The 24920-nt window shown below is 64.8% G+C and carries 24 protein-coding genes and 1 pseudogene; 17 read left to right on the top strand and 8 right to left on the bottom strand.

Going from position 1 to position 24920, the window contains the following annotated elements; all coding sequences use genetic code 11:
* Positions 1–2 precede the first annotated feature (2 nt).
* The 9 genes and pseudogenes from AB656_RS05190 to recR all read left to right on the top strand — a co-directional run bounded on the left by AB656_RS05190 (position 3) and on the right by recR (position 8237).
* A complete protein-coding gene (locus tag AB656_RS05190) occupies positions 3–908 on the top strand; it encodes a CpaE-like family protein (RefSeq protein WP_144418944.1) in 906 nt (301 codons plus the stop codon).
* Positions 905–1942, top strand: a pseudogene (locus AB656_RS05185) (CpaF family protein); the annotation flags it as partial. The gene AB656_RS05190 and the pseudogene AB656_RS05185, both read left to right, overlap by 4 nt.
* 260 nt (positions 1943–2202) lie before the next feature.
* The gene (locus AB656_RS05180) at positions 2203–2862 is read left to right on the top strand and encodes a pilus assembly protein (protein WP_144418943.1); all 660 of its coding nucleotides are present in this window, start codon (positions 2203–2205) and stop codon (positions 2860–2862) included.
* 1 nt (position 2863) lies between these two features.
* The gene (locus AB656_RS05175; protein WP_051905384.1) at positions 2864–3427 is read left to right on the top strand and encodes a type II secretion system F family protein; all 564 of its coding nucleotides are present in this window, start codon (positions 2864–2866) and stop codon (positions 3425–3427) included.
* A 249-nt stretch (positions 3428–3676) separates the two neighbouring features.
* Positions 3677–4081: a DUF4244 domain-containing protein gene (locus tag AB656_RS05170; protein WP_236681856.1), complete on the top strand. Its 405-nt coding sequence runs from the start codon at positions 3677–3679 to the stop codon at positions 4079–4081.
* Between the two features lie 143 nt (positions 4082–4224).
* Positions 4225–4542, top strand: coding sequence for a TadE family type IV pilus minor pilin (locus AB656_RS05165; RefSeq protein WP_236681855.1), 318 nt, complete (start codon positions 4225–4227; stop codon positions 4540–4542).
* Positions 4535–4924, top strand: a complete 390-nt coding sequence (locus AB656_RS05160) for an Rv3654c family TadE-like protein (protein WP_051905383.1) — start codon at positions 4535–4537, stop codon at positions 4922–4924. The genes AB656_RS05165 and AB656_RS05160 overlap by 8 nt, the downstream gene beginning before the upstream one ends.
* Before the next feature lie 86 nt (positions 4925–5010).
* Entirely contained in the window at positions 5011–7635 is a 2625-nt protein-coding gene (gene dnaX / locus AB656_RS05155; RefSeq protein ID WP_033503999.1) for a DNA polymerase III subunit gamma/tau, read from the top strand.
* Positions 7635–8237, top strand: a complete 603-nt coding sequence (gene recR / locus AB656_RS05150) for a recombination mediator RecR (protein WP_033504000.1) — start codon at positions 7635–7637, stop codon at positions 8235–8237. The genes dnaX and recR overlap by 1 nt, the downstream gene beginning before the upstream one ends.
* A gap of 36 nt (positions 8238–8273) precedes the next feature.
* On the opposite strand, the gene AB656_RS05145 is transcribed toward recR, so the two are convergent.
* Positions 8274–9278: a sugar-binding transcriptional regulator gene (locus tag AB656_RS05145; protein ID WP_033504001.1), complete on the bottom strand. Its 1005-nt coding sequence runs from the start codon at positions 9276–9278 to the stop codon at positions 8274–8276.
* A gap of 241 nt (positions 9279–9519) precedes the next feature.
* Between AB656_RS05145 and AB656_RS05140 the strand changes: the two genes are divergently transcribed.
* From AB656_RS05140 to AB656_RS05115, 6 genes are all read left to right on the top strand, one after another.
* On the top strand, positions 9520–10509 hold the full coding sequence (locus AB656_RS05140; RefSeq protein WP_033504002.1) for a phosphotriesterase family protein: 990 nt from the start codon (positions 9520–9522) through the stop codon (positions 10507–10509).
* 5 nt (positions 10510–10514) lie between these two features.
* Positions 10515–11183 carry a 3-dehydro-L-gulonate-6-phosphate decarboxylase gene (locus AB656_RS05135; RefSeq protein ID WP_033504004.1) on the top strand — a complete coding sequence of 223 codons (669 nt, stop codon included), beginning with the start codon at positions 10515–10517 and terminating at the stop codon, positions 11181–11183.
* Positions 11180–12052 carry an L-ribulose-5-phosphate 3-epimerase gene (locus tag AB656_RS05130; protein WP_033504005.1) on the top strand — a complete coding sequence of 291 codons (873 nt, stop codon included), beginning with the start codon at positions 11180–11182 and terminating at the stop codon, positions 12050–12052. The genes AB656_RS05135 and AB656_RS05130 overlap by 4 nt, the downstream gene beginning before the upstream one ends.
* 200 nt (positions 12053–12252) lie before the next feature.
* Positions 12253–13209: a sugar kinase gene (locus AB656_RS05125; RefSeq protein ID WP_033504006.1), complete on the top strand. Its 957-nt coding sequence runs from the start codon at positions 12253–12255 to the stop codon at positions 13207–13209.
* A 50-nt stretch (positions 13210–13259) separates the two neighbouring features.
* Positions 13260–14621 carry an MFS transporter gene (locus AB656_RS05120; RefSeq protein WP_033504007.1) on the top strand — a complete coding sequence of 454 codons (1362 nt, stop codon included), beginning with the start codon at positions 13260–13262 and terminating at the stop codon, positions 14619–14621.
* 33 nt (positions 14622–14654) lie between these two features.
* Complete coding sequence (locus AB656_RS05115; RefSeq protein WP_033504008.1) at positions 14655–15347, top strand: L-ribulose-5-phosphate 4-epimerase; 693 nt, start codon at positions 14655–14657, stop codon at positions 15345–15347.
* A gap of 90 nt (positions 15348–15437) precedes the next feature.
* Here the strand turns inward: AB656_RS05115 and AB656_RS07675 are convergent, their stop codons facing one another.
* Positions 15438–15776: an EXLDI protein gene (locus AB656_RS07675; protein ID WP_236681923.1), complete on the bottom strand. Its 339-nt coding sequence runs from the start codon at positions 15774–15776 to the stop codon at positions 15438–15440.
* A gap of 236 nt (positions 15777–16012) precedes the next feature.
* Here AB656_RS07675 and AB656_RS05100 point away from each other — a divergent pair, with 236 nt between their 5' ends.
* Complete coding sequence (locus AB656_RS05100; RefSeq protein ID WP_033504011.1) at positions 16013–16633, top strand: DUF5701 family protein; 621 nt, start codon at positions 16013–16015, stop codon at positions 16631–16633.
* Positions 16634–16810: 177 nt separating this feature from the next.
* Here AB656_RS05100 and AB656_RS05095 read toward each other — a convergent pair whose 3' ends face one another.
* From AB656_RS05095 to AB656_RS05075, 5 genes are all read right to left on the bottom strand, one after another.
* Positions 16811–17584, bottom strand: a complete 774-nt coding sequence (locus AB656_RS05095) for an SDR family oxidoreductase (protein ID WP_201777317.1) — start codon at positions 17582–17584, stop codon at positions 16811–16813.
* A gap of 45 nt (positions 17585–17629) precedes the next feature.
* Entirely contained in the window at positions 17630–18373 is a 744-nt protein-coding gene (locus AB656_RS05090) for a carboxymuconolactone decarboxylase family protein (protein WP_201777338.1), read from the bottom strand.
* 246 nt (positions 18374–18619) lie between these two features.
* Complete coding sequence (locus tag AB656_RS05085; RefSeq protein ID WP_081924907.1) at positions 18620–19210, bottom strand: LysR family transcriptional regulator substrate-binding protein; 591 nt, start codon at positions 19208–19210, stop codon at positions 18620–18622.
* Positions 19198–19524, bottom strand: coding sequence for a LysR family transcriptional regulator (locus AB656_RS05080; RefSeq protein WP_051905381.1), 327 nt, complete (start codon positions 19522–19524; stop codon positions 19198–19200). The genes AB656_RS05085 and AB656_RS05080 overlap by 13 nt, the downstream gene beginning before the upstream one ends.
* Before the next feature lie 51 nt (positions 19525–19575).
* Complete coding sequence (locus AB656_RS05075; protein WP_081924905.1) at positions 19576–21909, bottom strand: transglycosylase domain-containing protein; 2334 nt, start codon at positions 21907–21909, stop codon at positions 19576–19578.
* Positions 21910–22096: 187 nt separating this feature from the next.
* Here AB656_RS05075 and AB656_RS05070 point away from each other — a divergent pair, with 187 nt between their 5' ends.
* Positions 22097–23239, top strand: coding sequence for an inositol-3-phosphate synthase (locus tag AB656_RS05070; protein WP_033504014.1), 1143 nt, complete (start codon positions 22097–22099; stop codon positions 23237–23239).
* A 149-nt stretch (positions 23240–23388) separates the two neighbouring features.
* On the opposite strand, the gene AB656_RS05065 is transcribed toward AB656_RS05070, so the two are convergent.
* On the bottom strand, positions 23389–24909 hold the full coding sequence (locus AB656_RS05065; RefSeq protein WP_033504015.1) for an alpha-L-arabinofuranosidase C-terminal domain-containing protein: 1521 nt from the start codon (positions 24907–24909) through the stop codon (positions 23389–23391).
* Positions 24910–24920 lie beyond the last annotated feature (11 nt).

The following is a 24920-nucleotide window of genomic DNA, read 5'->3' as shown; positions in this document are numbered from 1 at the left end:
ACATGACATATACGCATGAACAAAGCGGGCGGGCCGCCCGAATGCCTGCGGGGCAGCAGCCTGCCGCCCGCCACGGGCGGCCCGACCGCCGGATGCTCTACATGGACCCGGGCAGGCGCGGGCAAGAGGTTTCAGACGTCAGGCCGCCGGGGGAGGGGAACGTCCCGGCGGCCCTGGTCTTCTTGTCGGCTTGCGGGGGCGTCGGCTTGTCCACCTGCTTGGCCCTGTGCGCCAAGATTCTGGCTGGGCGGGGCTGGCGCTGCGCGATTGTGGACGCGGATCTCGCCGCCGGCGGCATGGATGTATTGCTGGGGCTGGAGACCGATCCGGGCTTGCGCTTGAGCGAGCTGGAGGCGCCGCTAGGGCGGATGGACCCGGACGCGCTGACCCACGAGCTGCCTAAGTGGGAGGGAATCGCCGTGCTGAGTTCCGACCCTTGGAAGGGTGCGCCGCCGCAGGCTTGGGATCTGGATGCGGCCCTGGCGGCGATGGGCGCCCGGTCCGACTTGCTGTTGGTCGACGGCGCCGGAGGGCAAGGGCTGGAGGGGTTGGAGGCCCTGGCTGGGCAGCCTCGCCTGGTGCTCGCTGAGCTGAGCGTGCTGGGCGTGGCCCGCACAAGGGCCCTGCTGGGGCGCGTCGAGGAGGGGTCCAGCGGCCCTGTGGAAGTGGTTGGCGTGGCGCCGCGAGGGGTGAGGGGCGCGCCGCCGGTCAGTCAGGGGGAGGCCGAGGACTTCTTGGGGCGGCCGCTGCTGGCGGTCCTCAAGCCGCGAGCCAAGCTGGCGACGGGCATATTAGAGGGCTTGGGCGTCGAGCGCATCCCCCGCTCCTACCGCAAGCCCTTGGCTGCTATAGGGGATCGGGCAGAAGCCTTGGCTGGGCTCGGCTCCCCCAAGGGGGTTTGGACATGAGGGCAAGACGGACGGCGGGGACGGACGCCGACCGGGGTCTGGCGTTCGGCTACTTGCAGGCGCTGGCCGCTGACCCTGCGGTCACGGATATCGCGGTCACCGGCGACGGGCGGGTCTGGGCGGACACGGGCTCGGGCATGCAGGAGCGACGGGTGCGGCCGGGCTTCACTGGGCCCGCTATGGTGCGCGAGTACGCGGTTCAACTGTGCTCCCAGTTAGGCAAGCGCTTGGACGATTCCTGCCCCATCGCCGACGCTTCCACGGAGGGCGGGGTGCGTGTCCACGCGGTTATCCCGCCGCTTGTGGCTTCGGGCGCTTCCATCTCCATCCGCCTGCCTGATCGGGCCCGACCTGGCCTGGAGGGGCTGGCGGCGGGTGGGCTGTGTCCCGCCGGCTGGGTGCGCGTGCTCAAGGCGCTGGTGGCTGGGAGGGCCACGTTGATGATCACCGGGGGCACCGGCTCGGGTAAGACCACGCTCCTCAAGGCGCTCCTGGGCCAGTGCGGGTCGGACGAGCGGATCGTGTCTGTGGAGGAGGTGCGCGAATTGGGGGCTTTGCAGGGCCATGGAGACCACGTCTCCATGGCGGTGCGTGAAGCGAATGTGGAGGGGGCGGGCGCGGTGGGGCTGCCGGAGCTGATCAAGGCCACGCTGCGGATGCGGCCTGACCGAATCGTCTTAGGGGAATGCCGGGGGGAGGAGGTGGCCGACCTGCTGCGCGCCTTCAACTCCGGCCACCACGGCGGCATGGTCACCCTCCACGCTGACAGTGTGGGGCGGGTGCCCGCGCGCTTGGCCACCCTGGGCTTGTTGGCGGGGTTGGACCCGCTGGCGCTCGCTGCCCTGGTTGAGGGGGCTTTCGACGCGGTCATCCATCTGGAGCGCGTCGGGAGTCACCGACGCATAGCCCAGATCGGCCTGCTGGGTCTCGATGGGCGTGGGCGTTTGCGGGGGCGGCCAGTGTGCGTCTGGGATGGCGGCGGGCCGGCCCTCTATAGCCCTCTATGGCCCGGTTTCGCCCGGCGTTGGGGGATTGAGGGGGTCGGGCCGACGGGTCAGTGTCCGGGCAATCCGGCGACCTTGCGTCAGGTGACGAAAGTGCCTAACGGAGTTGGGCTGCCTGGTTTGGAGAAGGCGGCTGGGCCGGCCCACTCGGCTGAGGCGCAGGAAATGGTTCGTTCGTCCGCGCCACCGCCCGCTGGTCCGTCGTCAGGCCCTGCGCGAGGCATGGCCCGTCCGCGTCCCCATCCGCCCGCGCAGACCAGTCCGATTCGCATGCAAGTCGGGCGAGCGCGATGATGGGCTCATTAGCGCCCTTCTGGGCCGCAGCGTGGACCGTTCTGGCCCTGGCCCTGCGTCAGCCCGCCCGGAGCGCCTCCTGCTCCCGGCTGATGGGCCTGGGCGCCAGTGGGCAGGGAGGGCTGGTTCGCATTGGCTTGGCGGCGGTCATCTCCTCCCTCTCCGCTTACCTGCGCAACGGCGGTGGTCTGGTGGGCGCCTTCGAGGAACAGGCCGGGCGGTCCTTCGCTACGCGCAGGGTCAGCTATGCCCGGGCTCGCGCCATGTTAGATGAGCGCCGCCTTCCTCAGGAGACGAACGACCAGGTCGAGGCGGTCGCTTATGCGCTGGTCGTCGCCTGCCGGTTGAGCGTGACCTTAGGCTGCGAAGCCTCGCGTTGCCTGGAGGCGGTTGGGTCGGCTTATCGCAGGATGGCCCGACTGGCCCAGGCCAAGGCGGCTGCGTTCGCCATGCCTAAGGCCACGGTTAAGCTCCTGACCGCCTTGCCCTTGCTGACGCTGGCCTTCGGTTCCCTCCTGGGCGCCCGTCCCCTGTCCTTCCTGCTCAAACCGGGGGCCGGCACGCTCTGTCTGGCTTTGGGAGGGTCATGCTACCTGCTGGGTCTGCTCTGGATGCGGGCCCTGCTGAGGGACTTGGACGATAAGGCGGCGCAGTGAGATGGTGAGCCTTCCCATGTCCGCCGTCTTGTGCGCCGCCTTCGGCTCCACCTCCCTGGGCTTGGTCCTATCCCGCCCGTCTAGGGCCTTGGACGAGCTCGACGCTGCGGAGCGGAATCTGGACATACCGTTGACGCTTTTGCTGGAGATGCTGGCGGTCTGCGTGCGGCAGGGGGCGTCAGTGCCCCACGCCTTGGACCGGATTGGAGCGGTGGTCCAGCCGGGCCTGGGTACCCCTCTGAAGCAGGTGGCCCGTCTGCTCAACCAGGGGACCGACTGGTATTCCGCCTGGACCCAGGCCTGCTCCCACCCCCGCTATGGGCCCCGGTTCGCGCTCATGCGGGACTGCCTGGAGTCCTCCTGGAGGCATGGCGTCTCGCCGCTGGGGCGGATCGAAACCACCATAGAGCAGGTGGACCAGACCCAGCGTCGGCGTTTGGACGAGGCCTCAGCCGGGCTGACCGTCAAAATCCTCCTGCCAACCGGCCTGTGCATCCTTCCGGCCTTCATCTTGATTGGGGTCCTGCCGTGCATCGCTTCTTTCGCTGGAGGCTTGTCTTTCTGATGCGCCTGTGGGGCCGCCCCGCCCCGGTTCGTGGCACTTATCCACAAGTACCACGTTCGACCACATGAGATGGTACGGCTTCGACCGAAAGCATCCGAGGGGCACAGTTGGAAGCACCCCGCAACGAGAGGCCCTGTCGGGCCGCTGCACCTGGGGGAGGCGTCGGCGGACCGCGTGGCCCGCCCGGGCCGGAGGAATCGGAGTGAACCATCTGCCGCATCGCGGCAGGCAAACGGAAAGGTATTGCACATGTCAGTCTCGCATTTCATCCCAGTTGCCATCGCAACCCAACCAGCCATGACCCTCGTCCCCATGCATCGTGAGCAAGCGGCTCGGGAAACGGTCTGGGCGGGTCTCCGCTTCGTCGCTATGACGGTTTACCTGGCCTGCGTCCGACCCTTGCGCAGGATCTCCATCCCGCTGCGCAGGCTGGGTCGCCGGCTCTCGGACAAGGCCCTACGGCTGGTCTGCTCCCTCCAATCCCGCGTCCATGCGTTGGCTGCCGAACCTGAGTCCGGCGCCGCCACCGCCGAGTACGCGGTCGTCCTGATCGCCGCCACAGCATTCGCTGGGCTCCTTCTGGCCATCCTCAAATCCGGCACCGCTCGTGAGCTTCTGCTGGCTTTGGTCAAGCGGGCGCTCAGTGTGGCCTGATGATGGACCGGTTGCGGTCGGGAGCTTTCGAGCGGCTTCGCCCTACCTGGCTGGGCTGGCGGCGGCCGCCCGACGGACGCTTTGGTCTCCTGGGAGGTTGGCGGCGGGTCCGGGCGTGGTTGAGCCGTGGAGACAGCGGGTCGGTGACAGCGGAGTTCGCGGTGGTCCTGCCGGCGGTCGTGGCTGTCGCCGCCCTCCTTCTAGGCCTCACCCAGACGGTCTGCGTCTCGCTGAGCTGCCAGGACGCGGCCCGGTCGGCTGCCCGGGAGGTGGTCATCCACCGGGGCGAGGGGGATCCCTCAGGCGTGGCCAGCAGGGTGGCGGGAGGTTCGGCGGCGACCTCCTTGGAGCGTTCCGACCAGCAGGTCAAGGTATCCGTCTCCTGCCCGGTCCTGTCCACCCCGCTGGGCGTCCTGCCCGGACGGGTCAACGGCTCAGCGGTGGCGATGCTCGATGAGTAGCGCCAACCTCCCAACCGGCCGCCTGCCCGCCGTCCTGCGTCGGGCCGACCGGGGCTCCGGTACCGCGATGGGGGTCATGCTGGTCGCCATCGTGGCGCTGGGGTTGGTTTTAGTGGCTACGCTGGGCAACATCCTGGTCTGCCAGTCGCGGGCGAGGACCGCCGCCGATGCCTCGGCCCTGGCGGCCGCGTCCGCCCTGGACGAAGGTTCGGGCGCGCCATGCTCCGCTGCGACTACAGTAGCGACGGCCAACAAGGCCAGCTTGGCCTCCTGCCAGGTGGAAGGGCAGGATGCGCTCGTGCGCGTGGAAGTGGCCACCCAGGTGCCTTTCGCCACGCAAGTGTCCAAAGAGGCCAGGGCCGGGCCGCGTGACTGCCCGTGAACGCGCCCTTGGGGCAATGGGCCGGCGCCGCCGGACCTGTGGGAGGGGCGTTGGCCTGTGTCGCAAGAAATGGATACCTTAGAACTATGGCACTAGCACTGTATCGCCGGTATCGCCCGGACACCTTTGACGGGGTAATCGGCCAGAAGCAGGTCACCGTCCCCCTTTCCCGCGCCTTGGATGCGGGAAAGCTGACCCACGCCTACTTGTTCTCCGGGCCCCGGGGGTGCGGTAAGACCTCCAGTGCCCGCATCTTCGCCCGCGGCGTCAACTGCGTCAAGGGACCCACCAGCCATCCGTGCGGCGAGTGCGATAGCTGCCGGGACCTGGCGACCGGCGGTCCAGGCTCCATCGACGTGGTGGAGATCGACGCGGCCAGCCACAACGGGGTAGATGACGCGCGCGAACTGCGTGAGAGGGCCGGATTCGCCCCGGTGCGCGACCGCTACAAGATTTTCATCCTCGATGAGGCCCACATGGTCACTCAGCAAGGATTCAACGCCCTGCTCAAGATCGTGGAGGAGCCCCCCGAGCATGTGATGTTCATCTTCGCCACCACCGAGCCGGAGAAGGTCATCTCGACCATCCGCTCCCGCACCCACCACTACCCCTTCCGCCTGGTGCCCCAAGAGGTCATGGAGCCGTATCTGGAGAGCATTTGCGAGGATGAGAAGATCGAAGCCGAGCCTGGCGTGCTCAAGTTGGCCATGCGGGCCGGGGGCGGTTCGGTGCGCGACACCCTCTCTGTACTCGACCAGCTGATGGTGGGCGCCGACCAGGGCGAAATCACCTACGACGCGGCCGTGACGCTCCTGGGGTACACGCCCGAGAGTCTGATCGGTGAGGCCATCGACGCTGTCATCGAGGGGGACGGTCCCAAGCTCTATGGGGTTGTACAGCATGTTGTGATTGGTGGGTTCGAGCCCAAGCGCTTCGTTGAGGACCTCCTGCAACGGGTGCGCGACCTTCTGGTCCTGACCTTGGCTGGGGCCAAGGCCGAAGGCGTGCTGAGCGAGGATGCGGGCGTCGAGGGAACCGGCGACATGGAGCGGCAGGCCAAGGCCCTCGGCATGGGCAGGCTCACACGGATAGCCGACATCATCGACGACGCGTTGGCTTCGATGTCTGGGGCAATTTCGCCACGTATGAGGTTGGAGCTGCTGGCGGCCCGCCTCTTGGTGCCGGACTCGGAGCTGGCGCCTACCGCGGCTAGTGATGGGCGGGCGGGCACTTCCATGGTTGGGGCTCCTGCTGGCGCTGGCTTCATCGGGGCGAAACGGCAGAACCCATCTGCGCCTCGGGGCGATGGCAGGCAAGAGCAAGCGCCTGGGCCAAGTCCGGTGGCCCAGGGGCCGACGCAATCCGGCGCACCGCGGCCCGCGCCCCAGGTTCAGGCGCAGCCCTCCGGCCACGCGGATCAGAGCGTTGACCAGCGCTGGGACGCTCTAGTAGCGGCCCTGCCTGATGGCGTCAAGGAATACGTGGTTCGGGAGAAAGTGCCCCGGGTGGCCCTGCGTCGAAATCCGAAAGGGCGCTTGGTCCTGGCATTGACCTTCGACCAGCCGTTGAGCCAGCACGCTTTCGCTCTGGCCGTCGCCGCACGAGCGGTGGACGGTGAGACCAAGGTGCCCAACATCGTGATGGTCCGGGCCCGCCAGGAGTTTGGCCCCGACACGATGATCGCCCCGTCGGGCGTGGCCGCAAACGGTGAGAAGGTGGAGTCGGTGGCCAGGATGAGCCCCGAGCGCCGCTCTGAAGTGAAGAAGCGGATAGCCCTGGCCCGGACCAACATGTCCGCGATGAACCTGGGCGTCGGCGTCGCTCCCCACACAGCTAGTGAGGCCGCCGGGCAGCCCCATGCCAGAGGCCAGCAGCACTCAAGCCAGGGTTCCGCGCAGGAAGGGGAGTCCGCTGGAGACGCCTCCGACTCCGACGCTCACCACGCCAGTGGTCCGGGTTCGGACGCTGGCCGTAATGCGTCGGGCAGCGAGCCGGTAGATCAGGGTGCAGGCCCTTCCGGCGGCCCCATCCAGGGGTCGTCGCCCTTGTCTGCCGCTGGTTTCGCTTCGACCGAGTCGTATGTCAGGCCGGACGAGCTGGATGATGATGACCCGTGGGCCACCCCTTCGTCACCCACCGTGGATTTAGGGCCTCACGGCGGTGCTGACGGGTCGCAGAGCCAAGACCAAGAGGAGGCTGAGGCCGAGCGCAAGGCCCGCAAGATGGGCTTGCCCGACCTCAGCGACCAGGACGATCCCTGGGCCAGTCACTTAGCATCGAACCCTGCCTCAGTCCAGACCCAAGCCCCGGATCAGACCCCGGTCCTAAGGCAAGACTCAGCTCAAGCAGCGGAGGCCTCGGCCGAGACGTCGAGGGTCGTCGACCATCCAACGCCTATCGAGGACGCGCCGCAGTCAGCGCCGGTCGAGGCGCCCGCCGCGCCCGTGGCGGACACCCCTGCCTCGCCGGGCCCCGACGGCGATCACGGGAGCTTCGTGCCGCCGGATCGTCCCCAGTCCGACCCGCAGGTGCCTCCTGACGAGGATGAGTATTCCCTCAATGACGCCAGGCAGGGCGAGGAATCGCTGATGGGGCCGAAAGAGCTGGCCAAGATGTTCGATGTTAAAAAAGTGGAGGATTTGAGCGCAGACGATCCAAAGAACCCTCTGAACATTAACAAACGCAAGCGGCAGCAAGGATTTGAGCAGTAATGGCAGTGGCATATGACGGAGCGATCCAGGACCTGATCGACGCTTTCGCGCGCCTTCCAGGGATTGGGCCCAAGGGCGCCCAACGCATCGCTTTCTACATCCTGGGAGCGGATGAAAGCCAGGCCCAGGAGCTGGCTGACGCGGTCATGACCGCCAAAGCGAAAGTGCGTTTCTGCGAAATTTGCGGGAACGTGTGCGAGGTCAGCCCGTGCCCCATCTGTCAGGACCCCCGCCGCGACCGCTCCATCATCTGCGTGGTGGAGGAACCCAAGGATGTGATGAGCATCGAGCGCACCCGCGAGTACCGGGGCCTGTACCATGTGCTGGGCGGCGCGATCAACCCTATGGCCGACGTGGCGCCTTCGGACCTGCGCATTCCTGGCCTCCTGGAGCGTTTGAAGAGCGACGAGGTCAAAGAGGTCATCATGGCCCTGGACCCCAACATCGAGGGTGAGGCAACCACCACCTATCTGAGCCGCCTGCTGGGGCCGCTCGACCTCAAACTCACCCGTTTGGCCTCCGGGTTGCCGGTCGGTTCCGACTTGGAATACGCCGACGAAATCACCCTGGGCCGTGCTCTCACAGGCCGCAGCGAGGTGTAGGACGCGCGGCGGGTTCTCGTTGTTCTCCCGCCGGGTTCATCGCTCATCGTCGGCGGTCTTGCCGGTGTTATCCAGGGCGAGGATTTCTTCGGCGGTGGAGCGGTCGGTGGCCAGGGCGGAGATGAGGCCGCCGCGCATGCAGGCCCGGATGGCCCGAACCTTGGCATGCCCCCAAGCCACACCGATGACCAGCGGTATGCGCTTGAGCCGGTTGAAATCTATCGACACGGTCCGGTCGCATAAGCTGGTGCGGATATGCCGTCCGTAATCGTCGATGTGATGCCCGCAGATGTGGCCGACCGCGCCCAGGGAGGTGATTTCCTCGACGACGCCGGCGTCTTCGTAGTCGGTGAAGATGTGCCCGCTGCGTCCGTTGTTTACGGCTCCCACGCCGACGATGGCCGCATCCGCCCGTCCTCCTAGGGCCAGGGTGGCGGCGATCTGCTTCTCCTTGAGCATGGCCCTGGCCATCGGCGCTGAGGAAAGGATCATCGGCACGGGCAGGGTGGTGTAAGAGCCGCCGAGGCGTTGCGCCAGCATGCGGCAGATCTCCGGCGAATCGGTCATGGGGTTCGCGGGCGAGAGGGACCCGATCATCTGGGCCACGGTGCTCTTCTTCCAATCCTGGACGGGCACCTCCCTCACCGTGGCGGCCACCGCCCGTCCGTTGGAGACGGTGACCAGTGAGTCCGACGAGGCGTGCTCGACCAGGATGGAGGCGGCGCAGCGGGGGATTACGTCGATGGGCCCTCCACCGGCGGGAGGCTCGGCCACCCGCGCGTACATCAGGCCAAACCGGCTCACCAGCTGCGATTCCAGATTCTGCAGGCGCTCCAGGGGGTCGGAGATGGTGATGCGGACGATTCCACGGCCCAGGGCCTCCTGGAGCATGCGTGAGACTGTGGGCCTGGAGTAGCCCACGGTCTTGGCGATTTGCAGTTGGGTCATGTTTCGCTGGTAATACATGCGTGCAACGTCGAGGATCTCGGAGATTCGCTGGCGTTCGTCCGATGATGTCAGCGAGGCGTCATTGTTGAACATATGTTCATGTTATATCATGACCCAACTGATGCGTATTTGTTTCATGTTTGTTCTGACATATTGCTCGAAACAATGTTTATTCTCGCATGGGATCGAATGATGATTTCCACTTTCTGAGCATATGTTCATAACGAAGCTATACTTTTTGCTAGAACTCCCCTAGGTTTACAACTACCAAGGCCGCGAGCGCCTACCTGGGTCCGCGGCATGGTGGCAGACCAAGCACAACAAAGGAGTTCACATGGCAATCGCACGTACAATCCTCGGTGACGTGGATCCTTCAACCCTCGGTGTCGTCGACAGCCACGACCACCTGATCCGCGTGGGCGCTGGCGAGGTCTACATCGATGGCGACCACCAGTTGGATTCGGTCGAGAAGGCCGAGACCGAGGCTGGCTACTTCGCGCAGGCCTCCCTGAATTGGAGCAAGAATGGCGGCACGGTCGTCGATATGTGCCCGATCAACTGCGGTCGTGATCCCCGCAAGCTGTCCGAGGTGGCCCGTTCCGTGGACCACCTGCAGGTCATCGCGGCCACCGGTTTCCACCGCGAGCATGTCTACCTGGAGACTCAGTCGCACTGGATCAACCGTTACACCCCCGACCAGATCGCCGAGCTCGTGATCGCCGACATCCGCGAGGGCATTGACCAGAACGATTACTCCGGCCCCATCGTCGAGCGCTCCCCCTACAAGGCCGGCGTCATCAAGGTCGGGACCGCGTATGGCGAGATCACGCCCTTCGAGCATAAGTGCATGGAAGCGGCCGCCATGGCCTCCATCGAGACCGGCGCCCCCATCAACACCCACACCACCTATGGCACTTGCGGCCTTGAGCAGGCCCAGACCCTGATCGACATGGGCGTGCCCGCCGACCAGATCGCCATCGGCCACATCCAGCGCAACGCCGATGTCTACTACCTGGAGCAGATCCTCGACCTGGGCGTCTACCTGGAGATCGACGGCACCAACCGCATCAAGTACCAGCCCGACTCCAACCGCTTCATGGAGCTGGCCGCCTTCAAGAAGGACGGTTTCGAAGACCGCATCCTCCTGGGCACTGACTCCGGCAAGCGCTCCTACCAGAAGGTCTATGGCTCGGTCAGCGGCGTGGACTACAATCCCGCCGTCGACGGCCCCCGCATGATCGCCGAAGGCTTCGACCCCGCATACGTCGACAAGTTGCTGATGACCAACGCTCAGCGCTTCTTCACCCTGCGTAAGGAGGCATGAGACCCATGGCGGAGCAACTTGAGCGTCCCCAGCTGCAGATAGCGCTCGACACCTTCGACATGCCGTCCGCCCTGCGTCCGCTTAACGCGGCGATTTCCAAAATCGACGTGATCGAATGCGGCACCGTGCTGATCATCGCCGAAGGGCTCAGGGCGGTTCGCGAGATTCGCGCCCTCTACCCCGATAAGACCATCCTGGCCGATGTGCGCATCGCCGAGGCCGGAGCGGTCATCTCCCGGGCTTGCTTCGAGGCTGGGGCCAGCTGGGTCTCGGTCGTGGCCGGCGCCAGCATGACCACAGTCGAGCAGGTGGTCAAGGTCGCCAACGAGTTCGGCGGCGAAGTCCAGATTGAGCTGGGGGAGAAGTACGACCCCGAGCAAGCCCGGCAATGGCGGCGTCTGGGTGCCACCCAGGTCATCGTCCATCGCTCCCGCGACGCCGAGGCGGCTGGCAAGCTCACCTGGGGCGAGGATGACAAGCGGCGCATCCGCGAGCTCCACGATATGGGCTTCAAGGTCACCATCACCGGCGGCGTCAAAGCCAAGGACATCCCCTTCTTCAAGGGTGAGCCCGTGGGCGTCATCATCTCCGGCCGTGGCATCGTCCAAGCGGACGATCCGCTGGCCGCCGCCACCGAGCTAAGCGATACCATAGATCAGGTCTGGGCCCAATGAGCGCCGGATCCGTTACCCTCGGCATCTATGAGAAAGCCCTGAAGGCCGTGGCCGACCCGAGCGATTGGGGCCTCTTCATGGCCCAGGCCGCCCGCGATGGTTTCTCTTTCATGGACTTGTCGGTGGATGAGAGCGCCGAACGCATGGCCCGCCTGGACTGGACCCCAGCCCAGGCCCGTGCCTTCCGCGCGGCCGCGGACCGCCAGGGCGTCCAAATCGGCGGCATGTGCCTGTCCTGCCATCGCAAGGTCGGCCCAGGCTCGGCCGACCCCCAGGTGCGGCGGGAAGCCGCCGACATCTTCCGCAAGGCCATCGACCTCTCCCATGAGGCCGGCATCCCAGTCATCCAAGTGGCCGGCTACTACGCCTACTACGAGGAGCCGGACGCCGGTCAGCGAGACCGCTACCTCGATACCCTGGCCCAGGCTGCGCAGTACGCGGCCCAGGCGGGCGTGATGCTGGGCATCGAGAACGTGGACGGCAACGACATCACTTCCATCTCCAAGGGGTTGGAGATTTGCGATCAGGTGGGTTCCTCCTGGCTGACCATGTACCCGGACATCGGCAACCTCTACGAGCAGCGGTTGGATGCCGTCTCCGAGCTCAAGGCCGGGCAGGGCCGTATGCTGGCCATCCATGTCAAGGATGTGCGTCCGGGCGAGCCTCGCCGGGTGCCCATGGGCGAAGGCAGCGCCGATTTCCCGACAGCGTTCGCCGAGTTGGCCAGGCAGCATTGGTCGGGTCGCATTATGATCGAGATGTGGAACGACGACGATCCCAACGCGGACCGCATCGTGACGGACGCCCGGAGCAAGGTATCGACCTGGCTTGAGGCGGCTGGCATCGAGGTGATTCCCAGGCGGGCGTGAGCGCTACGGCGGCGCGCAACCGACAACAAACGAACACTGAATACCGAATATCGAATACCGAATTGAATATGCAGGTCCCGGCGCGGGTGGTATCAAAGATGGGCCTCCCGCACCGGCTCCCCCCAACCTATGCCTGCCGGACCGGCTCTACGACGAGCGGTCCCGCGAACTGCATCCGCTTGTTTTAAATAGGAGAAGCAATGCCAACACCTACCTATGATTTGTCGACCATCGGCGAGGGCCAGATCCGACTGACCGTCAACCGCGGCGAACGCTTGATGAACGCCCGCTCCGTGCGCATGAACCCCGCTTGCTCTGAGGCCAACGTGGCCGGTTTGCTGTCTGAGCTCAAGCGCAAGACCTTGTGGACCTCCTCCCTGCCCGAAGGCGATCTGGGCGAGTATGTGCTCAGCGAGTACCGCTCGGTCGGCGTGGACCTGTCCACGATGGTGCGCAAGCCCACAAGCCGCATCGCCCTCTACTTCATGGAGCCCGGCGAGCCTCCGATGCCGGCCAACGTCATCTACGACCGCGAGTACACGCCCTTCCGCACCACCGGCATCGACGAGTACGACTGGGATAAGATCCTGGACACGCGTTTGGTCTTCCTGACCGGCATCACCGCGGCCCTGACCGACACGACCGCCTCCGTGGTCAGCTTCGCCGCCGACGAGGCGGAGAAGAGGGGCGTCGACGTCGCCCTGGACGTCAACTTCCGCTCCAAGCTCTGGTCCGGCGACCAAGCCCGCAAGGTCCTGGAGCCCATCGCCGAGAAGGCGCGGATCCTCTTCTGCTCCATCAAGGACGCCAAGGCGGTCTTCGGCATCGAAGGCACCGGCGAGGAGGTGGCGGAACAGCTCTACCAGCGTTTCGGCAACGAGTACGTGGTCTCCACTAACCATCTCGACGGCCCCTACTTGCGCGACAAGAACGGGCTGCACAAGTACACAACGACCACCGTACCTGTGGTGGACCGTCCCGGCGCCGGCGATTCCTTCGTCTCCGCCACCCTGCACGGCTTCCTCTCCGGCGACGTGGAGTGCGGCGTCAAATGGGGCCAGAAGGCCGCCGAGTTCGCCCTGACGCACATGGGCGACCTGACCCGCATGCGCCCCGAGGAGCTTGACATCCCCATGGGCGACGACATCAACCGCTGACTGCCCTAGGGCGCAGTTTCCCTGTCCAGCAACCTTGAAAGAGTGCAATAATGAGTGATTCCAACGCTTCCGTGGCGCGACCCCAGCAGACAGCCTATGAGCTGATCGACTCCCGGCCCCTGACCGGGCACCAGAAATCCATTATCGGCCTGGCCATCGCCGGTAACATCTCGGAGTTCTTCGACATGTTCCTGATCGGCTTCGTCGTTTCCCTGCTCACCTCCGCCTGGCATCTGACCGGCACTTCGGTGGGCATCATCCTGGCCTGCTCCGGTTTGGGCACGGTCATTGGCTCCATCGTCTGGGGTCGCCTGTCCGACAAGTTCGGCCGCAAGCACGCCTTCCAGTGGTGCGTGATTTGCTTCGTGATATTCACCGCCCTCTCGGTCTTCCTGCCGGACGGCGCCTGGGTCCTCCTGGCCATCCTGCGCGTGGGCGTGGGCATCGGCGTGGGTGGCCTGAATATCATCTCCATCCCTTACGTCCAGGAGTTCGTGCCCGCCAAGCAGCGGGGCGTGCTCTCCGGTTTGGCTTCGGTCTTCATCCCCATGGGCCTCCTGCTGGGTTCGGTGGCGCAGTCCCTGATTGGCGGCAACTGGCGCTTGCTGGTGGCCTTGGGAGTCATCCCGGTCCTCCTCCTCTTCTGGTTGGCCACCGTGCCGGAGTCCCCGCGCTTCTACCAGTCCATCGGCAAGGATGACAAGGCCCGCGAGGCCCTGGCCTGGGCCCTGGAGATGCCGGCCAGCGAGGTCGGCGCCCTGCCCGAGGTCAAGGAGGAGAAGAAGGCTTCGTACTCCCTGCTCTTCTCCAAGAGCCTGAAGCCGCTGGTCATCATCTCGCTCGGTTCCTTCTGCTTCATCCTTGGCTCCTTCGCCATCCAGTCCTGGGGCCAGACCCTGATGAAGGACGCCTTCGGCTTCTCCACCCAGATGGTCGCCTACCTGTTCATGGGCGTCTCCGTGGCGGATTGCATCGGCCGCTTCGGCTCCGCTTGGTTGGCCGACGTGATCGGCCGTCGCTGGACCATGTTCTCGTTCGGCATCATTGGCGCGGCCGGCTGCTTCTACGCCGCATTCTTCCATAGCTCGGGTTGGCAGTTCTACATCGCCGTGTTGATCATCATGACCTTCGCGGATGGCGTTTTCGGCATTCTGAACGCCTTTGGCGGCGAGCAGTTCCCCAACGACGTGCGCTCCACCGGCCTTGGTTTGGGCTACGGCATTGGCGCCATCGCCAAGATCGTCGGCCCGATCGTCATGGGCGCCCTGGTGGGCGGCAGCTACGTTGCCCAGCACATCGACATCTCGGTCATCACCAAGGCCTTCACCTTCTTCGGTGTCTGCCTGGTCATCGGCGCGGTTACCTACCTGTTCGCCCAGGAGACCAAGGGTAAGGACCTGGAGAGCCTGTAGGGTTCAAGCATCGAATGATAAGGAGTTCATGTTATGGCTACATTGGCTGATTTTTCGCCTGAGGTGCGCGCTGAGGTCAAGCTGGTGCGTGAGCAGGTGGCGACCCTGCATGAGCAGTTGTTGAAGTGGAATCTGGTGGTGTGGACCGCGGGCAACGTCTCGCAGAGGCTGCATTCCGCCGATTTGATGGTGATTAAGCCGTCTGGCGTGCGTTATGAGTATCTGACGCCGGCCTCGATGGTGGTCACTGATTTGGAAGGGAACCCGGTGGATGGGGCTGAAGCGCCCAGTTCGGACACCGCTTCGCATGCGTATATCTACCGTAATATGCCGGATGTGTACGGGGTGGTCCATACGCATTCCACGTATGCGACCGCTTGGGCGGCGACGGGGCAGAACATTCCCTGTGGCCTGACTATGATGGGTGACGAGTTCGGCGGTCCTGTGCCGGTCGGCCCCTTCCGCTTGATCGGTTCGGAGGCGATTGGCGAGGGCGTGGTCGAGACCTTGAAACGCTACCCCAACTCGCCGGCTGTGCTGATGCAGAACCATGGGCCTTTCACGATTGGTGAGGACGCTGAGTCGGCCGTGAAGGCCGCTGCGATGACGGAGGAGGTGGCGCATACCATGTGGGCCGCCCGCCAGTTGGGCGGAATCATCGAGATCGACCAGTCCGACATCGACAAGCTCAACGACCGCTACCAGAACGTCTACGGTCAACACTGACCCAAATGCGCTCCAATAAGCCTGCGTCCAGGCGTCCCGTCAGCTGTTTTCGCTCACGGGCCGCCTGGCGCAGGTTTTTGGGTGGTCTGATCAGATATCGAGGTCTTCGATGGGCCCTGTTTCAGCGGCGGCGGCGACTTCGGCGGCCAGGGCCGGGGGAAGTTGGGCGGTCAGTTCGCTCAGGGTGTCGAATATGGCCATGGAGCGGGAGACCGACTGGTTGGGGGCGGGGCTGGTCCACTGGTCGCCGACCCGGTCGCTGGCGGTTCGCCACAGCAACATTGAACGTTGGTGGAGCACATACTTGCCCTTGCGGAAGGTGAAAATCTCCGTGACGCTCTGCCGGCGGTCCGCCTGCTGGTCGAAGCGGGAAAGTCGGCGGCCGACGAAGCGCTTGCGGACGGTGCGCCCGTGGTCGCTGACCTCCAGCTCGACCGCTTCCAGACTGGGCTCCGCCGTCCTTCTGGGAGCGCGGGTAGAGCCTGAGCCCTGCCATGACGGAGCCGGACAGGCTCCCCGCTCGCTTGGTCGCCGCCCGCACGAGATGCAGATCCTGATCCAAGATGCACACGTTCTTAGCAGGCATGACTATCACTATGCGCACAGTATCCAGCAAGACGATTGATGGCGCGGCGCGCGGTAACGCCGTGAATTAGACTGGGGGCATGACTACTTCTTCGCAGGAGGCCGTCCGCCAGCTGGACCGCATCGTGGCCCTGGGATACCCGGATGTCGCCGATTTGAGCGCGGCGGCATTCCGCTCCCTGGCCGCTCCTCTCATCAGCGTCTTGGAGCAGGTGGATTTGGGCGACAAGATCCTGCTGGTGCCCACACGCGAGCTGGTCACCCCCGAATCCCTGATTGCCCGTACCTCGATAGGGCGCATGGCCGGCTTCACCACCATGCCCCCCCGGGACATCGCTTCCTTCCTGCCCCAGGATGGGTTCGAGCCGCCCGAAGGACCCTTCTACATCGTGGTTGAGCCCCACACTGGCAGCCGCTACACCAATCGTGAACCGGACGTGGCCCGCAAGCTGATCGACTCCGACGACTGCCTTCCGCTCACCCTGGAGGAAGGCCTGGCCATCGCCACCCAGCACCCGGATTGGCTGGTCAAAAAGAACGGTTTCAACCTGCTCGGATCGCGTTCGGCCGACGGCCGCGTGCCTAGCATCTGGATGAGCCAGAACGCTCCCCGACTGGGCGCGGTCTGGCCCAACTCCCGCCACACTTGGCTGGGCAACGCCTTCTGCGTCGCTCGCCGGGGCGTCTCCCTCTTCCAATAGCCCCCCGTTCGTCGGTGGCCGCTATCGCGCCGCCACCGGTTGCGGCGGCCGTACTGGCCTACGCAAGCGGTGGCGGGTATCTATGGCCCGACGGCTGGCCGGGCCAAATTTATTCACTCGTCGATGTCGGTGGAGCAGGCCAGGTCGGTCTCGCTGCGGTATTCGCCCAGGCGGTCCTCAAGCCGCTGGATGGCGTTGCGCAGGGCCTCGGAGCCTAATACGACATGCAGGGGGGGTCTCGGGGTCGGCGGCGCACTCGATGATGCGGGCGGCCATCTCGGCGGGGTCGCCGGGGGCCAGGCCGTTAGCCGGGTCGAGCATCTTCAGGAAGGCGTGCGTGGGGCCGTCGTACTCGGGCATCAGCTGGGCCACCTGGGCGCTCCCGTAGCGGAATTCGGTCCGGGCGCCACCGGGCTCCACGATCATGGTGCGGATGCCGAAGGGCTTGACCTCCTGGGCCACCGACTCCACGAACCCCTCAATGCCGAACTTAGTGGCGTGATACATCGAGTTGCCTGGGTAGGCCACCTGCCCGCCGTAAGAGGATATCTGCACGATGATGCCCGCGCCCTGCCTGCGTAAGTACGGCAGGGCGGTGCGGATGACCTGGATGGAGCCAAGCAGGTTGGTGGCGATGATGTGCTCCACCTGCTGGTCGCTCAGCTCCTCGGCCGCGCCAAAGAGCCCGTAGCCGGCGTTGTTAACCACCACGTCGACGCGGCCCTGGCGCTCGAAGGCGGCGCCCACCACTCGGTGGACGGCCTCCACGTCGGTCACATCCAGGTTCGGCGTCTCCAGGGTGTCGGGGTACTGGGCCTTGAGCTCGGCCACGGCCGGGGATTCGCGGCGGATGGTGCCGACCGCCTTGTGGCCCGCAGCCAGTAGCTGTCGGGTCAGTTCCAGCCCGAAACCGGAGTTGACGCCGGTAATGAGCCATGTTTGCTTGTTCATATTGCTCTCCTTGCTGAGACGGATACTTATCGAAGTGGGTGCGCCCTAGTGGTCGGTCCGGCTGGGCTGCCGTTGATCGACCGCCTTGCGCAGGCAGCGCAGGGCGTTAAGGCAGCGAGGGTAGCCGATGAAGGGCAGGAGCTGGTAGATGGCGGCGATAAGGAAGTCCTTGTCGTTGCCGATGCGCAGGTTGGCCACCGCGTGGGAGGTCAGTTGCGGTTCGACCCCGCCCTGGGCCGCCAGGAAGCAGAAGGTGATCATCTCCCGCTCCTGGCGGCTCAGCCCTGATCGGCTGTAGTAGTCGCCAAAGCAGTTGCTGGTCAGCCAGTAGTTCATCTGCCTGCTGTCCTCGGGCCCGGATTGGGCGAATCCGCGCATATCCTCGCCGAAAATGTCCACCTGGGCCCGTTCGCCGGCCTGGAGGCGGCTGCCCTCGTCGCTGGTCGTGCTTGCCTGCGGCTCCAAGGGCAGCTCGACGCCGGCCTCGGACAGGGCCTGGTTGGCGGCCTTCAGGAAGGGGAAGACCCGGCCGATGCCCAGGTAGGCCACGGCCTGGTAGACCACCTCCTTGAGCTGGACCGGGCTTAGGCCGAAGTTCAGCGCGGCCGGAATCATGGCTCTGAACTCGTCGATGCCCTGGCATCCGATGAGGCTGGCGAGGATGGCTATGAACCGGGTGGGGTCGGGCAGGTCGCTCTGGTGGATCACTTGGTCGAAGGCGAAGCTGCCGAATCGCTCGATGAACTCCGGGTCGGTCCGCAGAAAGTCGGACCGGTAGCCCGGGAACATCCTCTCATGAAAGTCATGGGCGAAGTCGGTGATGGGCATGGGCCGTCTCCTTTCGCGCTGGCGGCCGGTCTGGTTGACCGGCGTTCATGCTGTTACGCTAAGGCTTGGAGAGGGTCGAAACAATCTCGATTATGGGCCTGATTGATAAGTTTTACTTATATGTCGCCCGCCCGTCAGACGAGGGGAGCCAGCGGTGGCCAGGGCTTGCTGATATCGCCGCAACCGCGGCGAGGAGCGCTCTGCGCCTTATTGAAACTGGGATTTGAGCAGCTGGGCGAAGGCCTCCACATAATAACCCGAGTTATCTCGGCTCCAGAAGGCGTAATACTTGCGCACCAGGGGCTCCCCCTGCCGCGTCAAAGCCAGGGCCCGTCCCACCTGTGGATCCACCTGCGCGCTTTCGCCCTCGTCCATCAGCAGGTAGCCCTGGTTGGCCGCCATCAGCAGCTGCGCCTCCTCCCGGGAGCTTGCGAAGATGCACCGGCTGGTCAGTCCCAGGGCGCTGTGGTGAAAATCCTCCTCGGCCGAGCGTTGATCGTCGCTGGCCAGCAGGATGACGGGCAGGTCGGCCAGTTCGCGCACGTCCGCGCTGCCTGTGGCCCGCTGTGGGGATTGCCGCGAGTCCCGCTGCCGGCCCTGCCTCGCCACGACGGCCACGAGTCGGCTGGAAGTCAGGTACAAGTTGACGAAATTGCGGGACAGGTCCCGTCGCTGGTCGCTGAAGACCAGGTCCGCCTGGCCTCCGGTCAGCAACTGGTAGAGGCGTCCATGGCTGCCGCCGCTGATGTCCAGCCCGATGCGGGGAAACCGCCGGGAGAAGGCGGCTACCGCTTGCAGGAATTCAGTCGAGCCGAAAGATGGAGGTAGCCGACGGCCAGCGAGCTATGGGCCTGGTCGCCAATCTCGCGGGTTCGCTTGGTCAGCGTGTCCACCGAGCGCAAGAGGGAGCGGCTGCGGTTGTAGAAATATTCACCGGCCTCGGTCAGCTCGAAACCGCGGCCGGATCTCCGTAGGAGCGGTACACCCAGCCTCCCCTCCAGGGCTTTGATCTGCTGGGAAATGGCCGATTGGGAGATGTTGCAACGCTCGGCGGCTCGCAAAAAGGTGCCCTCTTCTACGACGGCCACGAAATAGGTCATCTGCTGAAGCACGAGCCGCATCCTTCCCCCGACGAGCGGTTGATCAACCCGCGGCTGTTGGACTTACTGACCGGAGTTTGGCTGGGTTTGCGGCTGGGTGGATTGCTGGCCTGGGTTGGTTTGCTGGTTCGGGGTGGTTTGGGTGCCACCCTGGGTGTTGTTGTAGTTGTAGTTGTAGTTGTAATTCTTGTAGCCATTGCCATAACCGTTGGTGTTTCCGTAGGAGCGCTGGTAGCCGTAGCTGTATGAGGCGCGGCCTGTGCCCCAAGTGCCATCGGGACCGCCCACCTTGCCTACGTCCTTAGCGACGGGGAATTTCTCGTCGGCCATGCCGGCTGTGGCCTGCTTCATGTACTGGGTGAACAGGTAGGTGGGGTAGCCGGAACCATGCGGGTAGCCGGCGAAGTTCGGGACCTTCTGTGCCGAACCGTCCGGTCCGGGCTGCCAGATTCCGAAGGTGGTCAGCACGGAGGGCGTGAAGCCGGCCATAGAGGCCGCGGTGTCGTCGTTAGCGGTGCCGGTCTTGGCGGCGATGGTCTTACCCACCGCGCGCGCCTGGGTGCCGGTGCCGTACTGCACGGTGCCCGTCATGGCCTTCTGCAGGAGGGCCACCTGCTCGGCGTTGAAGACCTGCTCGCCCTGGTTGGAGGCTGTGTAGAGCTGCTGGTCTTTAGTGTCTTTGACTTGGCTGACCAGGTGCAAGGGTATTTTCTTGCCCCCGTTGGCGATGGTCTGGTAGCCCTGGGTCAGGTCCCAGTCGGTCAGCGCGTCCACGCCCAGCGCGTCGAAGGTGGTGGTGTCGTCGATCTTGCCTTCGATGCCGGCTGCGTGCGCCACCTGCGCGGTCTTTTGTGAGGTCACATGCTCGTTCAGGTCCATGAAGACGGTGTTGACCGAGTTCGCCAGCGCCGAATACAGGTTCACGTAACCGTAGCTGATGCCCTCCGCGTTGGCCACGGATTTGCCCACGGAGTTGAAGGTGCGCGGCGAATTGCCGTTAAAGACCGTGTTCAGGTTCACGCCCGATTGGATGGCCCCCAGCAGCGTGAACACTTTCATCGTGGAGCCCACCTGGAAACGGGCCTGGCTCACGTTATTCAGCTGGTGCTTAAGGTAATCGTCACCGGCGTAGAGGGAGATGATGGAGCCGTCCTTGGGGTTGACGGACATGCCGCCCACCTGCAAGCCGTCCGGCAGCCGCTTGCCCTCCACTGAAGGCGAGGCCACCTGGTACATGAGGTCCTGCTTGCTCTTGTCGATTGTGGTGATGATCTTGTAGCCGCCGGTGTCGAGCTCGTCAGCGGTGAAGGGCGCTTTTTTGCCGCCAGCCAACTCCGTGCGCACCATGCGCAGCAGGTAGCCGTTGGGCCCCTGGTAGACGTTCTGCGGCGAGTAGTCGATGGTCTTGGGCGGCGCTTTCAGGGCTTCGCTCTTGTCTTTGGCCGAGATATAGCCATCCTCTTGCATGATGCCTAGCACGCGCTTGTAGCGGGACTGCGCCTGCTGGGGGTTGACCGCCGGATCCCAGGTGGTGGGCGCTGGGATGATGCCCGCCAGCATGGCCGATTCGGGCAAGGTCATGTCCTTGGCGTCCTTGCCGTAGTAGGCCTGGGCCGCCGCTTGGATGCCGTAGGCGCCGCGCCCTAGGTAGATCGTGTTCATGTAATTGCACAAGACCGTGTCTTTATCCTCGGTTTGCGCGATCTTAAGCGAGAGCATGGCCTCCCGCAGTTTGCCGGTGTAGGAGGTGGTTTCGCCCAGATAGTAGCGCTCGGCGTACTGCTGGGTGATGGTGGAGCCGCCCTGGCGGGTGCCCTTGGTCACGTTGTTGAACAGGGCGCGGCCGATGCCCTTCAGGTCGATGCCGTTATCGGAGTAGAAGGAGCGGTTTTCCGAGGCCACGATCGCGTTGCTCATGTGCTTGGGCAGGGTCGAGCAGGGGATGATTTCGCGGTTTTGCTCCGCGAAGGAGCCCACCGGCGTCACGCCGTCCGCATAGTAGACGGTCGTTTTCTGCGCCAGGGCCTGCTTCTCCGGCGGCACCACTTCGGTGGTCAGGTACAGGTAGGCGAAGGCGGCCACCCCGGCCAGGAGCAGGAATCCCAGGATGCCTAAGGTCCACTTGAGGATCAGGTGACGTTTGCGGGGTTTGCCGTCGCGCCCCAGCTTGGGCGTCTTGGCTGGCCCGGAGCCGCCCCTGCGTTTGGCCCCGTGGCGGCTCTTGCCCGCTTCCGTGATGGGGTCGGTCCCGCGGGGGGCGCGCAGCTTGGGGCCCCCGGATGGGCGGAAAGTCGCGGCCCTTCCGCCGCCTGCGCCTGGGCGGCCCGCGGAGGAGGCCGAACGGGCCTTCCTGGGCGGTCTGGGCGCGGAAAACGATGACCGGTTCTCAAATATCATGCCAACCAGGCTAATCTCTGGCTATGTCAAGAGTCCGCTCAAAGAGTAAGGTTCCATACTTTTAGTACGTTTACGCGCCCGTCACCCCTTGCGTTGCCGCTGTGAAGCATTTGCCCCCACAGCGGTCGCCTCTCGCCACCAAAGGCTATGCTGGAATTGGTATTGGTTATTATCAGAGGAGTTTTGTATGAGTATCCGTGTAGCTATAGCTGGCGTTGGCAATTGCGCTTCGTCGCTGGTGCAGGGAGTCGAATATTACAAGGACGCCAAGGATGACGCGAAGATTCCGGGCATTATGCACGCCAACTTTGGCGGCTACCGCATCCGCGACGTCGAATTCGTCACCGCGTTCGACGTGGATGCCAAGAAGGTGGGCAAGGACCTGTCCGAGGCGATTTACGCCTCCCAGAACAACACCTACAAGTTCTGCGATGTGCCCAACCAGGGCGTTGAGGTGCTCCGCGGGCCCACCGGCGACGGCCTGGGCGAGTACTACAAGCAGATGATCGAGGAATCCGACGCCCAGCCGGTGGACGTGGCCCAGGTTCTGCGCGACAAGAAGGTGGACGTCCTGGTCTCCTACCTGCCGGTCGGCTCCGAGCAGGCCGACAAGGCTTACGCCCAGGCCGCGATCGACGCTGGCTGCGCGTTCGTCAACTGCCTGCCGGTCTTCATCGCCTCCGACCCGGAATGGGCGCAGAAGTTCCGCGATGCCGGCCTGCCGATCATCGGCGACGACATCAAGAGCCAGGTGGGCGCTACCATCACCCACCGCGTCATGGCCCGTCTGTTCGAGGATCGCGGCGTGCGCCTGGATCGCACCTACCAGCTGAACGTGGGCGGCAACATGGACTTCATGAACATGCTGCAGCGCACCCGCCTGGAGTCCAAGAAGGTCTCCAAGACCCGCGCCGTCACTTCGATCGTGCCCCACGAGATGGACGCCCACAACGTCCATATCGGCCCCTCGGACTACGTGGCCTGGCTGGACGACCGCAAGTTCGCGTTCGTGCGCCTGGAAGGCACCACTTTCGGCGATGTGCCGCTGAACCTGGAGTACAAGCTGGAGGTCTGGGATTCGCCTAACTCCGCCGGTATCGTGATTGATGCGGTGCGCGCCGCCAAGATTGCCTTGGACCGCCACCTGGCGGGTCCGGTCCTGGCTCCCTCCTCCTACTTCATGAAGTCCCCTGCCGTGCAGCACGAGGACAACGAGGCCCACCAGCTGGTCGAGGATTACATCACCGGCAAGGTCGAGGCCGACGAGGCCTCCCTGGACGCCGACGTGAAGGCCGCCCAGGACGGCGGCAAGGACGTCTGGCACGCCTGAGCCTGAGTCCGGTTCTCCTCGGTTCCGGTTCGGTTGAGTCGGTAACGAGAGACTGTGGTTCTTAATGCATGTTGAGGGCCGCCCCCCAAGTTCCGGGGGGCGGCCCTCAGCCGTATCCTAGGGGCGCCGTGCAGCGCCCCGCGTACCGTCTAGGCCAGCGATAGGGTCAGGGTGTTGACCGAAGCCGGCTCCAGATGGGCAGTGACCTCGCGGCCGATCGGGGCGTCAAAGGCGTTCCTGCGGGCGCGCAGAAGGTCCGGATTCTGTTTACTGTTGAACTGGTGCGGGTCTTCGCCCACCAGAGTTCGCATGTCCTCCACGCGCACGTCCACCGGCAGGGTCAGTGTCTGGTCCACCGCCGCGTCCATGTCGGCGTTGGTCAAGTCGACCAACAGCTTGCGGTTCTTGACCGATGCGAATGCGTAGACTCCGGTCTGCTGGTCCTGTCGGGGTGTTTCGATCGCCTGGGCGCCCCGATGTCCTTGGTACATCATGAAGACGTCGTAATTGGGCGTCAGGATGGTGGCGTCGCCGTCGGTGAGGATCAGCGAGTTGAGCACGTTGATAGTCTGCGCGTTGCAGGCCATGCTGATCTTGTCGCAATTGCGTTGGAGGATGTCCAGGGTCAGCGCCGTGGTCACGGCGTCGCGCATGGTCACCTCCTGGCGCAGGGCGGGCCGGACCTCAAAGGCGTCTCGGTGCCAGTTGCCCCATTCCCCGATGACCAGATCCACGGACTCCAGCCGCGGGTCCTGGGGGACCTCCGGCCTCGGCATGGCGGACAGCCCTGCGCGTATGAGGCCCCACTGTTCATCGATGATGTCCTCCAGCTCCAGGCAGCCTTCCACCACCCGCCGCCATCCGGCCTGGTCGAACTGTGTGGAGGAGTCCTCCTCATGGTCGATGTTCCAGTTGTAGAAGTGCAAATCGTAGGCGCTGATGGGCGGCTGGCGGAAGGAGGCTAGTTCGCGGAAGAACTCCCGCGTCCACTCCACCCGTTCCACCGGCTTATTGCCGTCCGGTCCGCAGGCGATGGGATACATCATGCCGGGTTCGTCGTTGGAATGGGTGAACGAGGGCATGGAGGAGGCGAACAGCCGGTAGAGGTCCATGTAGGTGGAGGGCGTCATCGTGCCGCCGCCGGCCCAGGGCTCGTTGCCCAGACCCCAGTAGCGCACGCCGTATGGTTCGGCATGTCCGTTGGCGGCCCGCGACCGCGCCAGGTCGGTAGGCTCGGCGCGGTTGCAGTATTCCATCCAGTCGCGCATCTCGCTGACGGAGCCGGACAGCATGTTCACGTTCACCCATGGCTGGGCGCCGACCTGTTCGCACAGGCGCAGGTATTCGTCGGTGCCGAATCCGTGGCGGTCCAGCTCATAGGTGCCGAAATTCTCGTTGTAGGTGGTGCGGCGCTGGTCCTGGGGGCCAACTCCATCACGCCAGTGGTAGGTGTCGGCATAGCAGCCGCCGGGCCAGCGCAGCAGGGGTGGTGCCAGCCGTTTCAGGGCCTCAAGGGCGTCTGTGCGGATACCGTTCTGGTTGGGGATGGCGCTGTCGGGCCCGACCCACAGACCCTCGTCGATGCACTCACCTAGGAACTCGATGAACTGTCCGTGCAGCAGGGGGCTAATCGTACTGGTGGTGTTGCCGGGGTCCAATGCGATGGTCATGGTACTTCCTT

It is taken from the genome of Bifidobacterium actinocoloniiforme DSM 22766 (assembly GCF_001263395.1).
GTDB lineage: Bacteria > Actinomycetota > Actinomycetes > Actinomycetales > Bifidobacteriaceae > Bombiscardovia > Bombiscardovia actinocoloniiformis.
This window is presented reverse-complemented; position numbering and strand designations above follow the sequence as displayed.